Here is a 12,429-nt window from a genome sequence, read left to right on the forward strand (position 1 = left end):
GAGTGTATCGCGCGCAAGCAAAATGGCAAAAGCAATGAGCAATAAATCGGTCACAACCCCGTCAGCGGAAAGCCTTGCCGAAATGGCACGCAAGGAAAGCGGCAAGGGCTTGCCGCCTGTGCATTTGTGGAACCCGGAGTTCACCGGCGAGATCGACATGCGGATCGCGCGGGATGGCACGTGGTACCACGAAGGCACGGTCATCGAGCGTGAAGGACTGGTGCGGCTGTTCTCGACCATCCTGAAAAAGGAAGGTGACCGCCATTTCCTTGTCACGCCGGTGGAAAAGGTCGGCATCGTGGTGGAGGACGCACCTTTCGTCGCGGTGGATTTCGAGTCGGAAGGCGAAGGCGAGGCGCAGATGCTGGTTTTCGTGACCAACGTGGGCGATCACGTGTTGGCGGGGACGGACCATGCGATCCGGGTCGAGCGTGACCCCGAGTCGGGCGAGCCGTCGCCCTACCTGCATGTGCGGGCGGGGCTGGAGGCTCTGATCGATCGCAAGTCGTTCTACCGGCTGGTGGATCTGGGCGAGCACGAGGATGGCTGGTTCGGTGTCCGCTCGGACGGCGCGTTTTTCCCGATGATCCCGTCAGAGGACCTGCCCGCGGACTGACGCAGTCTGACCCTGCAGCCTTCGAGACACAAAAAAACCCGATGCGGGAAGCATCAGGCGGATCAGTCATCGTCTTAAGATAGGTTTCCCGGGTCGAGGCTGACACCCGAAAGTGCCGTGCCCCGACCCGGGGATACGTCGAAGATTAGTACTTCGTCGTTACGGGCTCAGGCTCAACCGGAACCACGACTTCTTCTTGTTGTTGCTGTGCGCAGGCGGCCAGGCCGACGGTTGCGATGAGAGCAGCAATCATTGCAGTTTTGTTTTTCATGTGAACAAATTCCTTCCATGTCACGCGCCCGATACTGTGTTTGAACGCGAATTGTTGTCAACACAAGAGCTTGCGTAAAAACGCGAATCTCCGGCTGCTATGGCTTCTATGGCAGCATTTTTATCACGTAAATGCCTTTTTCAGCGGGATTCCGCGATTTTCAAAGGGTTTTGCGCTGTTGCAACTGTGCTACTTTTGCACCCCGTCTGGGAAAAGTCGCTTTTCCGATACGTCAATCAGCCTAACGCGCGGGCGCTCGATTCCGCGCGTCCGGGGTTGGTTCCGTGCCTTTGGTGTGCGCTCAGTGCGCTTCGGCCCAATTGTTGCCTTGTCCCGCGTCGACCACGAGCGGCACGTCGAGATGCAGGGCGGGGCGGGCCGCTTGCTCCATAACGTCACGGGCTGTGTCGATGACCTTTTCCTCGGCGCCACCCGAGACCTCGAACAGAAGTTCGTCGTGGACCTGCAGCAGCATTTTGCAGGGCAGGTCCTGGATGGCGGATGGCATGCGAATCATGGCGCGGCGGATGATGTCGGCGGCGGTGCCCTGGATCGGCGCGTTGATCGCCGCCCTGCGGGCAAAGCCGGCGCGAGGGCCCTTGGCGCCGATCTCGGGCGTGTGGATCTTGCGGCCGAAAAGGGTCTGGACGAACCCGTGTTCCTTGGCGAAGGCGACGGTGTCGTCCATGTAGGTGCGGATGCCGGGGAACCGCTCGAAATAGCGGTCGATGAAGGCCTGCGCGTCGGCGCGGGGGATGCGCAGGTTGCGCGCGAGGCCATAGCCCGAGATGCCGTAGATCACGCCGAAGTTGATCGCCTTGGCGCGGCGGCGGATCTCGGGTGTCATGTCGTCCATCGAGACGTCGAACATCTCTGACGCTGTCATGGCATGAATGTCCTGCCCGTCGCGGAACGCCTCCTTGAGCGCCGGGATGTCGGCGATATGGGCGAGGATGCGCAGCTCGATCTGGCTGTAGTCCAGTGCGACGAGCGTGTTGCCGTCCTCGGCCACGAAAGCCTCGCGGATGCGGCGGCCTTCCTCGGTGCGGATGGGGATGTTCTGCAGGTTGGGATCGGTCGAGGCGAGGCGGCCCGTGCTGGCGCCGGTCTGGACATAGGACGTGTGAACGCGGCCCGTGTCGGGGTCGATATGGTCCTGCAGGGCGTCGGTATAGGTCGATTTCAGCTTGCTGACCTGCCGCCAGTCCATCACGCGGGCGGGCAGGTCGTGCTCGGTTGCCAAGTCTTCGAGCACGTCGGCAGGCGTGGAATACTTGCCGTTCTTGCCGCGTTTGCCGCCCTCCAGCCCCATCTTGTCGAAGAGGATGTCGCCCAGCTGCGCCGGGGAGCCGACGTTGAACTTCTCGCCCGCAAGCTCGTGAATCTCGGCCTCGAGCCCGGCCATTTTCTGGGCGAAGGCGGCGGACATGCGGGAGAGCGTGTCCTTGTCGACCTTGATGCCGTTGCGTTCCATCTGCGCCAGCACGGGTACCAGTGGGCGTTCGAGCGTCTCGTAGACGGTGGTGACCTTCGCGCGGTGCAGTTGCGGCTTGAAGGTGTGCCAGAGGCGCAGGGTGATGTCGGCGTCCTCGGCGGCGTATTTCACCGCCTCGTCGATGGGCACGCGGTCGAAGGTGATGGCGGCTTTGCCCGTGCCCAACAGGTCCTTGATCGGGATCGGGGTGTGCGACAGGTAGCGTTCGGCGAGCGTGTCCATGCCGTGGCCGTGCATCCCGGAATAGAGCGCGTAGGACATCAGCATCGTGTCGTCGATCGGGGCCATGGCAATGTCGTAATTGGCCATGATCTTGGTGTCATATTTCATGTTTTGCCCGATCTTGAGGATCGACGGATCCTCGAGCACGGGTTTCAGGGCGTCGAGCGCGTCCTGCATCGGGATCTGGCCGTCGAGCAGGGCGTCGGAGCCGAAGAGGTCATCCGCGTTGCCGTCCTTGTGGCCGAGCGGGATGTAGCACGCCTCGCCCGGATCGATCGACAGGCAGATGCCGACGAGATCGGCCTGCATCTCGTTGAGCGAGGTGGTCTCGGTGTCGACGGCGACGTAGCCGCGGGCGGTGATGCGGTCGATCCAGCTTTGCAGCGCGTCCATGTCCGAGACACGTTCGTATTTCGCAGGGTCGATGGCGGGCCAGTCGGGTGCGCCGTCCTCTGCCGATTCGGGTGCGGTGGGCTCGGGGATGGCCGGGGCCTCGACGTCCAGCGCGTCGGCGATGCGCTTGGTGAGGGTGCGGAACTCCATCTCGGTCAGGAAGGCCAGCAGGGTGTCGGGATCGGGGTCGCGCACCTCGAGGTCGTCGAGGGTGAAATCGAGTGGCGTTTCGCAGTCGAGTTGCACGAGCTTTTTCGACAGCTCGATCTGTTCGCGCTTTTCGATCAGGGTTTCGCGGCGCTTGGGCTGCTTGATTTCCTCGGCGCGGTCGAGAAGTTCCTCGAGGCTGCCGTATTCGTTGATCAGGAGCGCCGCGGTCTTGATGCCGATGCCGGGCGCACCGGGCACGTTGTCGACGCTGTCGCCGGCGAGAGCCTGCACGTCCACGACGCGCTCGGGTCCGACGCCAAATTTCTCCTCGACGCCTTCGCGGTCGATGCGGCGGTTCTTCATGGCGTCCAGCATTTCGACGCCGCCGCCGACAAGCTGCATCAGGTCCTTGTCCGAGCTGATGATGGTCACGCGCCCACCCGCGTCACGGGCCTGCACGGCTAGGGTGGCGATCATGTCGTCGGCCTCGTATCCTTCCATTTCCTTGCAGGCGATGTTGAACGCCTCGGTCGCGCGGCGGGTCAGCGGGATCTGCGGGCGCAGATCCTCAGGCATCTCGTCGCGGTTCGCCTTGTACTCGGGGTACATGTCGTTGCGGAAGGTGTGGCTGCCCTTGTCGAAGATCACGGCGACATGGGTGGGGGCGTCGGCGCCGGTGCTGTCCTCGACATATTTCTGCAGCATGTTGCAAAAGCCCGACACGGCGCCGATGGGCAGACCGTCGGATTTGCGCGTCAAAGGCGGCAGGGCGTGGTAGGCGCGGAAGATGAAGGCCGACCCGTCGATCAGGTGCAGGTGATGTCCCTTGCCGAATGCCATGTGCCGCGCCCTTCCTTGCTGTCGGATTACATATCTCACGCCCGTCATGGCAGTTCCAGCCTGACTTTTTCTTGCTGGAAATACTCTCGGGGAGTTTGAGGGGTGAAACCCCTCATCCTGGAAAACCTGTGCGCCGCAGGCGCCCCGTTGGGTCAGACTGGCCGTGAAAGCATGCGGAGGGTTACAGGGTCTTGCCGCGATACGTCCGGACCCGGATTTGGAACGGGATCACGCCGGTGGGCTGTCGGACCTCAGACCTTGCCCTCGAAATCGCGGTGCACCAGTTTGGCGTCGCAATAGGGGCATTCGACGAAGCCGATGTCTTGCGGGATGGTCAGCCACACGCGCGGGTGGCCCAATGCGCCTTCGCCGCCATCACAGGCCACGCGGTAGCTGTCGACGATCCGGGTCTCGGGGGCTTCGGTCACCATTGACGGCGTTCCTTTTGGCTGCAAGTAGGTCCGGGCAGACTATATCCGAGAGACACCCGGGGACAAGAGCCGCCATGCCGACAAATGCAATCGAAGTGAGAGGCCTGGAAAAGGTTTATGGTGGCGGCAAGCACGGCATGTCAAAACCTGCGCTGACGGGCGTGGACCTTGACGTGCCCAAGGGATCGGTCTTTGGCCTTTTGGGGCCGAATGGCGCGGGCAAGTCGACGTTGATCAATATCCTGGCCGGGCTGGTGACCAAGACCAAGGGGCAGGTGAAGATCTGGGGCTTCGACCAGGACGTGAACCCGCGGCAAAGCCGGGCCTCGATTGGCGTGATGCCGCAGGAATTGAACCTTGATCCGTTCTTTGCGCCGCGCGCGGCCCTGGAGGTGCAGGCGGGTCTGTACGGTGTGCCGAAGAAGGACCGGCGCAGCGACGAGATTTTGGAACTGGTAGGTCTGAGCGACAAGGCCGAGGCCTATGCGCGGACCCTGTCGGGCGGGATGCGACGGCGGCTGCTTCTGGCGAAGGCGTTGGTGCATCACCCGCATATCCTGGTGCTGGACGAGCCGACGGCGGGCGTGGATATCGAACTGCGCCAGATGCTGTGGCAGAACGTGCGCAAGCTGAACGAGCAGGGGATGACGATCATCCTGACGACGCATTACCTGGAGGAAGCCGAGGAGATGTGCGACGAGATCGCCATCATCAACGAAGGCTCGGTCGTGGCGCGGGACAGCACGGCGCACCTGCTGAGCCAGATGGACCGGCGCACCATGGTGATCGAGCCAGAGGCAGACCCGGTGGCCTTGCCCGAGGGCGAGGGGTTGACGGTGGAGACGCGGCCCGGTGGGCAGGTGGCGATCAGCTATCGCTCGACCAAGATGTCGGCCGAAGCGGTGCTGGAGGCGGTGCGCGCCTCGGGGATGCGCATCCGGGACGTGCGAACCGAGCAGGCGGACCTTGAGGAAGTGTTCCTGGAGCTGACCCGTTCGCGCTGAGGGCGCTTACTTGTCCTTCAGCGTGTCCTCGATGGATTTCAGGCGTTGCAGCACCTCGTCGCGGTAGGTGTCGGTGCGTTCCTCGGCTTCGAGGTTATGCGCGTCCTGCATCGAGTTCACGATCAGGCCCACGACAAGGTTCACCACCGCGAAGGTGGTTACAAGGATGAACGGCACGAAGAAGGCCCAGGCGTAGGGATAGACCTCCATCACCGGGCGGACGATGCCCATCGACCATGATTCCAGCGTCATGATCTGGAAGAGGGAATAGCCGGAGCGACCGATCGTGCCGAACCATTCGTCGAACAGCACGGCCTCTTCGGGGGTGCAGGCAGGGCATCCGCCGCCGAACAGCTTGGTCGCCATGACCGAGCCGATGTAGAAGATGATCCCCATCAGCAGAAAGACCGAGCCCATGCCGGGCAGGGCGTTCATCAACCCCTCGACCACGCGGCGCAGGGACGGGGTGACCGACAGCACCCGCAACAGACGCAGGATGCGCAGGGCGCGCAGCACCGACAGGCCCTGAGTGGAGGGGATGAGCGAGATTCCGACGATCACGAAGTCGAAGACGTTCCAGCCGTTGCGGAAGAACGCCGTGCCGCGGGCAAAGAGCTTCAGCGCGATTTCGACCACGAAGATCGCGAGACAGATCTTGTCGAGCAAGACGATCAGCGGACCCGCCGCCGCCATCGCCGTCTGCGACGTTTCCAGCCCCAGCACCACGGCGTTGAAAAGGATCACCGCGAGGATGAAATTCTGAAAGCTCGTCCGGCTGACGAGCGTCTCGACGCGGGCGCGCAGGCTTTTGGGACTGGCTTGGGTTGTCTGGCTCATGGCGCTGGATATGGGGCAAGCTGCGCTGGGGCGCAAGGCACGGTTCGGATCAGGTGTCGGCCTTGGCCAGCATCCGCCCGAGGCCGCGACCGCCAAGGATATGAAGGTGGTAATGCGGCACTTCCTGCACGCCGGCCTCGCCCGCGTTTGAAATGGTGCGGTAGCCCGGATAACCGTCGCCCGGCGAGACGCTGGTCATGGCGCAAACCTGCGCGGTGACGCGCATGAAATCCACCAGTTCCGCCTCGGATGCCTCGGCGGCAAAGTGATCGTGGCAGACGTACGGTCCCTTGGGGATCACCAGAACGTGCACCGGCGCCTGTGGTTGGATGTCGTTGAACGCGAGCGTGTGCTCGGTTTCCAGCACCGTGTCGTTGGGGATTTCGCCGCGCAGGATCTTGGCGAATATATTCTGGTCGTCATAGGAAAAAGACATGTTGGGTGGCCTCAGTCGGCATACAGGTGGTCGGTTTGCGCAACCTCTAGCGCCTTGTCGGGCGCGATATCAAGGAAGCGGGCGATGAGGTCGGCGTTATCCTCGGGGTCGTTGGATTGTTTCATGATGCTGTGATTCTCGAACTCGGCGTCGCGGATGCGATCGGATTCGAAGTTGATGTCGCCGCGGATCGTGGGCAGCAGGCGTTCCAGCGTTTCCCTGGGCGTCTGGGTGCCGGCCAGCCCGACGCGGCGGGCATGGCCGGCCAAGTAGGCGTCGGAGAACTCGCACTGGATTTCCAGAAGTTTGGTGGTGGAGCGGTCGTTGCAAAAATCCTCGAGCAGGTCGATATTGCCGGGATCCATGCAGACGATCAGGCGGTCGGTCTCGAAATAGTCGAACAGCATCCGCATAAGCGCCCGGCGGTGGCGGGTGCGTTTGCCCAGCGTCGCCTGGATGCCGCCCAGGTCGGGCAGGTGGGTGTTTTCCTCGTTGAAGAGGTATTCGATGGCCGGCACGTTCGTGACCTGGCGGATGGTGTCGATCATCCGCTTGGCGACGTGCCACTTCTTGCAGATGATGATCATGAGCTCGCGTTCGCGCCCCAGCGTGCTTTCGGTTTCCCAGAAGCGCAGGGCGAAGCGGCGTCCTATGCGGCCGCGGCCGGTCAGGAACTTGAAGAGGCTGCGCCCCTCATCGGAAATGTTGAAGCGGGCGTCTTCATCGGCGTAAAGCGCGCCGAGGCGGGTTTTGAGCTCGGTCGCTTCGGAGCTTATCTTGCGGGCAAAGAGGGCGTCCTGGCTGAGCAGCAGGTCGTAGTGGTCGTTGTAGAAGGTCACCGGCATGCCGTAATCGGTGAACATCAGGAAGGTCAGGGTCTGGGTCCGGATCTCGCTTTCCGGGACGAGATGGCGCACGAGGGTCTGAAAGAAGGTCTCGTCGGGAATCCAGGTGGTGCGGAAGAAACGCATCACGTCGCGGCGCTTGCGGGTGAAATCGAGAATCCACTCGATGGTGCGGCGGCGCAGGCACCACCACTGGCTGCCGATCTGGATTTGCAGGTCGGCGGGGATCTCGCGGGTGAGGCGCAGCTTTTTCTGGATGTTGAACGAGGCGTAGAACAGCCGGCTATGACTCCGTTCGTTGAAGAAATGGCGGTAGATCAGCCGCTCTTCCTTCATGCCGGTCTTGATCCAGTCGGATGCAAAATAGTCGAAGCTTTCGATGTAATCGACATCGTGGGCGTCGAGAAAATCGTGGGCGTAGCGCGCCGACTTGATGGCGGCGCAGTCACCCGACAGCATGTAGAAATGGGTGGCGCGGGGGAACGCGTCGACCGCGGCCTCGATGGCGTGGAGCGTGGCCTGCACCAACGACCACTCGCCCCAGCCGCACTTGATGCGCTTGCGGGCGAAAGTGACGTTCGGGTTGTCGGCCAGCGCCGCGCGGATCTTGCGGTAATGTTCGGGCTTGGCGCGGGCGTCGAAGTGGATCGACATATAGTCGCCCGCCGCAGTCAGCATGTTCGCCTGTCCGATGATCGCATCGGGGTCCTTGTGGCACAGCAGAATGAAGGCGATCCTGGCCATAGGCGAAACGATTTACCTGCTCTTTCGTCAATTGTTTATAGTGATAGAGATGAACAGCCGTTGAATAAACAGGCTTTCGTTGGTTTTTTTAACGGGCTAAACACGAATTGACCCAAGAAGAACCAGGACAACGGGGTTGGAGGCAGGCAAATGGGCTTTCCCGGTACATGGATGACGGAAAGCGAGAGCATGGTCTATCGCGTGGTGCCGAAATGCGCCTGCTCAACCATTGGGCAGATCATGTACTACTCGGACCATGGTGAATTCTTTGACGGTGACATCCACGATGCGACCGAAGGTTTGCACAAGTGGGCCCGCGACGAAAGCCAGCCCTTGATCAAGGCGAACGTCAAGACGCATACGTCCTATGCCTTTACCTGCGTGCGCAACCCCTACACGCGCATCCTGTCGTCCTTTTTCGACAAGATCTGCGGCATCCAGCGCAACGGCAAGCGCTATCGCGGCAAGCTGGTACCGCTGTTGATCCAGAAATACGGCATCGAGGTTGGCGGCGAGGACGGCAAGCAGGAATTCGACCAGATCAAGAGTTTCCGCCGGTTCCTGCTGTTCACGCGCGACACCATCCGCTGGAAACGCCCGATGGAGCCGGACATCCACTGGTCGTCGATGGCGGGGCACGTTTCGACCTTCATCGTCAATGGCGGCACGTATGACAGGATCTTCTGGACGGAATCGTTCAACGACGGGATGGCGGATGTCCTGAAGGCGACGAAGACGCCGAACAAGGTGGACCTAAAAGAGATCCCGCGTTTCAACGAGAGCGAGGGCCACGGGCCGAAACGGGCGCACCCGGTCGAGGATTATTTCGACGACCTGTCGATGCACCTGGTGAAAGAGATCTATCACCGGGATTTCGAGCTGTTCAAATACGATTTCGACGATCCGTCGAACAAGATGCCCATCGGCGAGATCGACCTGGACGAGGTACACGCCAAGCTGGGCGAGTAGGCGGAGTGCGCGGGCCGCGCACGCTCGCTTGTCTCGTCGTCGTGCCTCCTCCTCGGGCATGTGGCAGTCGCGACGCTCTCGTCCGGCCATCGGCAAGACTGAGAGCGCGGTGATTTGAGTATTTAGGCAAGAAAAAGCCGCGAACGTTTTCTTAACGATGCCTCGTCATGATCGTGGTGCGGTACAGGCTGGAGAGCCGATGACCGTGCAAGGAAAAGCCGCGTCCGGGTTTCGGGTCTGCATCGGCGCCGCGCCGAACGACGCCCGACCCGGACGCGCATCCACGGCTTTTTCTTGCCTCAAATACTCAAATGGTCCGACGCGGACCATTCGCACCGACGCGGATCAACCGCGCCGCTCGTCGGAACCTAAGCGGAAAATCCCATTTTCCGACCCATTTTCTTTGAACGAAAATGGCGCCGGTCAGATCAGCCCTTCAGCCTTGAAAAGCGCTTTCACATCGGTTTCCGGGCGAGCGCCGTAGTGGCTGATCACTTCGGCCCCGGCGATGCAACCCATGCGGCCGGCCACGTCCAGCGAGGCGCCGGTCGCAAGACCGTAAAGGAAGCCCGCTGCAAACTGGTCGCCCGCGCCGGTCGTGTCGACGGGCGTGATAGAAGCCACCGGCACGGTCACGGTTTCGTCGCCGCGCACGATCACCACGTCATGGCCAGAGCGGGTGCAGACGATCAGGCCGCTTTCAGCCGCGGCCTGTTCCAACGCGGCACCCAGGTCTTCGGTCTCGTAGAGGGCGCACCATTCGTGCTCGTTGCCGATGACGTAGTCAAGCTCGGTCACCAGCTTGCGGAAATCGGCGCGGTGCCGGTCGACGCAGAACGGGTCCGACAGGGTGATGCCGGCCATGCCACCCGCCTCGCGGCAGGCGCGGGCGGCGGCGAGGAAGGCGGCCTTGCCCTTGTCCTTGTCGAACAGGTAGCCCTCGAGAAACAGCAGCCCGGCGCCGCCCGCGACGGTCTCGTCGACATCGTCGGGGCCGAGTTCGGTGGAGATGCCAAGGTAAGTGTTCATCGACCGCTCGCCGTCGGGCGACACGAAGATCATTGACCGGGAGGTCGGCAGTTCGCCGTCGCTTGCGGGCGCGTTGACGAAATCGACGCCGACATCTGCCATCTCGCGGGCGTAATCATGACCCAGCGCATCATCCGAGACCCGGCCGATGAAGGCGGCGCCGAGGCCCAGCGCGCCCAGTCCGGCGATTGTATTGGCGACCGAGCCGCCGGCCATTTGGGTGCGGTTCTGCATGTTGTCGTAAAGGTGTTCGGCTCGATCCTGTTCGATCAGTTGCATGATGCCTTTTTCGATGCCCATGCGGGACAGAAACCCGTCATCGGCTTGCGAGATGACATCGACGACGGCGTTACCGATGCCGACAGCTTGGTACTTGGTCACAGTCTTTTTTCCTCGAATTGGCAGAGTTCACGGATGATGCAGGTCTGGCACATCGGGGCGCGGGCCTTGCAGTGGTAGCGTCCGTGCAGGATAAGCCAGTGGTGGGCGTGCTGCTGGAAGTCCACCGGCACGTTGTCTTCGATGGCGCGCTCGACGGCGTCCACGTCCTTGCCCGGCGCGATGCCGGTGCGGTTGGCTACGCGGAAGATATGGGTGTCGACCGCTTGCGCGGGATAGCTCCACCACATGTTCAGCACCACGTTGGCGGTCTTGCGCCCCACGCCCGGGAGCGATTGCAGCGCGGCGCGCGAATTGGGCACCTGGCCGTCGTACTTGTCGATCAGGATGCGCGACAGCTTCATCACGTTCTTGGCCTTGTTGCGGTAAAGGCCGATCGTCTTGATGTGTTCGATCAGCTCTTCCTCACCCAGAGCCAGCATCTTTTCAGGTGTGTCGGCGATCTTGAACAGCTCGCGCGTGGCGCGGTTGACGCCGGCATCGGTGGCCTGCGCAGAAAGGGCGACGGCGACGAGAAGCGTGTAGGCGTTCACGTGGTCGAGTTCGCCCTTTGGCTCTGCGGAGGCTTCCTGAAACCGGGTGAATATCTCGCGGATCGTTTTGTAGTCGAGTTGCTTGGCCATGGCTGTCCTTGTGCCCGCTTTGGGGCGGATGCGCAACATTCGGGTCGCCGAGGGGCGAGCGTGCGCGTACATTCATTGCATTGAATGGAGACGACACATGAACGCCGGGATCAACACCGAAATCCGCGATGGGTATCATTTCAACGTCATGCGCCGGGCCATCGACCTGATTGACGCGGGCGGGGCGGGCGTCAGCCTGTCGGATCTGGCACGCGGCATGAATATGAGCCCGTCGCATTTTCAGCGGTTGTTCACGCAGTGGGTGGGCGTCAGCCCGAAGCGGTATCAGCAATACCTCGCCCTGGGGCAGGCCAAGGATCTGCTGGCCGAGCGGTTCACCACGCTGGACACGGCACATGAGCTGGGGCTGTCGGGGACGGGGCGGCTACATGATCTTTTCCTGCGGTGGGAGGCGATGAGCCCCGGCGAGTTCGCGCGGCGGGGCGCGGGGATGAAGATCTATTGGGGATGGTTCGACAGCCCGTTCGGTTTGGCACTGGTCATGGGCACGGAGAAGGGCATATGCGGTATCGGGTTCGCCAGCGAAACCGGCGAAGAGGCGGCGATGGCGGACATGATTTCCCGCTGGCCCAACGCGGAATTCGTGGAAGATCCGATGATGCTGCGCCCGTGGGTGTTGCAAGCCTTCGGTGCGGGCGGCCAGGCGGGCGATAAAGTGCCGCTGTACATGATCGGCGCGCCCTTTCAGATCAAGGTGTGGGAGGCGCTTATGCAGATCCCGTCGGGCCATGTGACAACCTATTCGGAAATCGCGCAATCCATCGGCAATCCGCGGGCCGTACGCTCTGTTGGGACGGCGGTGGGGCGTAACCCGGTCAGTTTCCTGATCCCGTGCCACAGGGCGCTGCGCAAATCGGGCGGTCTGGGCGGCTATCACTGGGGACTGCCGGTGAAACGGGCGATCCTGGCATGGGAAAGTGCGCGGGTCGAGGCCGGGTGAGCCCTTTTTCTGGGCAGAAAATTGGGCCGGGAATGCGCATTTCCGGCCGGTTTCGTGGCGTGGGGAAAGGCCGTTCTGGGCGGATCCTCGCCGAATTCCCCGCAGAATATGCTTGGGCATTGGCCGAAAATTGCTTAGAATCGCGATCAGACCCGGCAAACGGG

General features: G+C 62.1%; 12 protein-coding genes. 4 read left to right on the plus strand and 8 right to left on the minus strand.

Features of this window, described 5'->3' with window-relative positions; genetic code table 11:
* Window positions 1–34 precede the first annotated feature (34 nt).
* Entirely contained in the window at window positions 35–616 is a 582-nt protein-coding gene (locus tag C2I35_RS09470; protein WP_103762791.1) for a DUF1285 domain-containing protein, read from the plus strand.
* A 145-nt stretch (window positions 617–761) separates the two neighbouring features.
* Here the strand turns inward: C2I35_RS09470 and C2I35_RS22610 are convergent, their stop codons facing one another.
* The 3 genes from C2I35_RS22610 to C2I35_RS09480 form a co-directional block, all read right to left on the minus strand.
* A complete protein-coding gene (locus tag C2I35_RS22610; protein ID WP_268873914.1) occupies window positions 762–887 on the minus strand; it encodes a hypothetical protein in 126 nt (41 codons plus the stop codon).
* A gap of 301 nt (window positions 888–1,188) precedes the next feature.
* Complete coding sequence (polA, locus tag C2I35_RS09475) at window positions 1,189–3,987, minus strand: DNA polymerase I (RefSeq protein ID WP_103762792.1); 2,799 nt, start codon at window positions 3,985–3,987, stop codon at window positions 1,189–1,191.
* A gap of 251 nt (window positions 3,988–4,238) precedes the next feature.
* Entirely contained in the window at window positions 4,239–4,418 is a 180-nt protein-coding gene (locus C2I35_RS09480; protein WP_103762793.1) for a zinc-finger domain-containing protein, read from the minus strand.
* A 74-nt stretch (window positions 4,419–4,492) separates the two neighbouring features.
* Here C2I35_RS09480 and C2I35_RS09485 point away from each other — a divergent pair, with 74 nt between their 5' ends.
* On the plus strand, window positions 4,493–5,422 hold the full coding sequence (locus C2I35_RS09485; RefSeq protein WP_103762794.1) for an ABC transporter ATP-binding protein: 930 nt from the start codon (window positions 4,493–4,495) through the stop codon (window positions 5,420–5,422).
* Between the two features lie 6 nt (window positions 5,423–5,428).
* Here C2I35_RS09485 and C2I35_RS09490 read toward each other — a convergent pair whose 3' ends face one another.
* The 3 genes from C2I35_RS09490 to C2I35_RS09500 are packed head-to-tail and all read right to left on the minus strand — an operon-like array spanning window position 5,429 to window position 8,284.
* On the minus strand, window positions 5,429–6,259 hold the full coding sequence (locus C2I35_RS09490; RefSeq protein WP_103762795.1) for an ion transporter: 831 nt from the start codon (window positions 6,257–6,259) through the stop codon (window positions 5,429–5,431).
* 49 nt (window positions 6,260–6,308) lie between these two features.
* Window positions 6,309–6,695 (minus strand): HIT domain-containing protein, encoded by a 387-nt coding sequence (locus C2I35_RS09495; RefSeq protein ID WP_103762796.1) that lies wholly within the window; start codon window positions 6,693–6,695, stop codon window positions 6,309–6,311.
* Window positions 6,696–6,706: 11 nt separating this feature from the next.
* Window positions 6,707–8,284, minus strand: a complete 1,578-nt coding sequence (locus tag C2I35_RS09500) for a DUF5928 domain-containing protein (RefSeq protein WP_103762797.1) — start codon at window positions 8,282–8,284, stop codon at window positions 6,707–6,709.
* Window positions 8,285–8,434: 150 nt separating this feature from the next.
* Here C2I35_RS09500 and C2I35_RS09505 point away from each other — a divergent pair, with 150 nt between their 5' ends.
* Window positions 8,435–9,253, plus strand: coding sequence for a sulfotransferase family protein (locus C2I35_RS09505; protein WP_103762798.1), 819 nt, complete (start codon window positions 8,435–8,437; stop codon window positions 9,251–9,253).
* A 423-nt stretch (window positions 9,254–9,676) separates the two neighbouring features.
* Here the strand turns inward: C2I35_RS09505 and C2I35_RS09510 are convergent, their stop codons facing one another.
* Window positions 9,677–10,663: an adenosine kinase gene (locus C2I35_RS09510; RefSeq protein ID WP_103762799.1), complete on the minus strand. Its 987-nt coding sequence runs from the start codon at window positions 10,661–10,663 to the stop codon at window positions 9,677–9,679.
* Window positions 10,660–11,304 carry an endonuclease III gene (gene nth, locus C2I35_RS09515; RefSeq protein WP_103762800.1) on the minus strand — a complete coding sequence of 215 codons (645 nt, stop codon included), beginning with the start codon at window positions 11,302–11,304 and terminating at the stop codon, window positions 10,660–10,662. Before nth ends, C2I35_RS09510 begins: the two co-directional genes overlap by 4 nt.
* Window positions 11,305–11,401: 97 nt before the next feature.
* Between nth and C2I35_RS09520 the strand changes: the two genes are divergently transcribed.
* Window positions 11,402–12,265 carry a bifunctional helix-turn-helix domain-containing protein/methylated-DNA--[protein]-cysteine S-methyltransferase gene (locus C2I35_RS09520; protein ID WP_103762801.1) on the plus strand — a complete coding sequence of 288 codons (864 nt, stop codon included), beginning with the start codon at window positions 11,402–11,404 and terminating at the stop codon, window positions 12,263–12,265.
* Window positions 12,266–12,429: the final 164 nt, after the last annotated feature.

The sequence above is a fragment of the Roseovarius confluentis genome (genome assembly GCF_002917925.1).
GTDB lineage: Bacteria > Pseudomonadota > Alphaproteobacteria > Rhodobacterales > Rhodobacteraceae > Roseovarius > Roseovarius confluentis.

Excerpts from the sequence above, each read along its gene's own strand:
- C2I35_RS09470 (WP_103762791.1), top strand. The coding sequence starts at position 35 with ATGAGCAATAAATCGGTCACAACCCCGTCAGCGGAAAGCCTTGCCGAA.
- C2I35_RS22610 (WP_268873914.1), bottom strand. The coding sequence starts at position 887 with ATGAAAAACAAAACTGCAATGATTGCTGCTCTCATCGCAACCGTCGGC.
- polA (WP_103762792.1), bottom strand. The coding sequence starts at position 3,987 with ATGGCATTCGGCAAGGGACATCACCTGCACCTGATCGACGGGTCGGCC.
- C2I35_RS09480 (WP_103762793.1), bottom strand. The coding sequence starts at position 4,418 with ATGGTGACCGAAGCCCCCGAGACCCGGATCGTCGACAGCTACCGCGTG.
- C2I35_RS09485 (WP_103762794.1), top strand. The coding sequence starts at position 4,493 with ATGCCGACAAATGCAATCGAAGTGAGAGGCCTGGAAAAGGTTTATGGT.
- C2I35_RS09490 (WP_103762795.1), bottom strand. The coding sequence starts at position 6,259 with ATGAGCCAGACAACCCAAGCCAGTCCCAAAAGCCTGCGCGCCCGCGTC.
- C2I35_RS09495 (WP_103762796.1), bottom strand. The coding sequence starts at position 6,695 with ATGTCTTTTTCCTATGACGACCAGAATATATTCGCCAAGATCCTGCGC.
- C2I35_RS09500 (WP_103762797.1), bottom strand. The coding sequence starts at position 8,284 with ATGGCCAGGATCGCCTTCATTCTGCTGTGCCACAAGGACCCCGATGCG.
- C2I35_RS09505 (WP_103762798.1), top strand. The coding sequence starts at position 8,435 with ATGGGCTTTCCCGGTACATGGATGACGGAAAGCGAGAGCATGGTCTAT.
- nth (WP_103762800.1), bottom strand. The coding sequence starts at position 11,304 with ATGGCCAAGCAACTCGACTACAAAACGATCCGCGAGATATTCACCCGG.
- C2I35_RS09520 (WP_103762801.1), top strand. The coding sequence starts at position 11,402 with ATGAACGCCGGGATCAACACCGAAATCCGCGATGGGTATCATTTCAAC.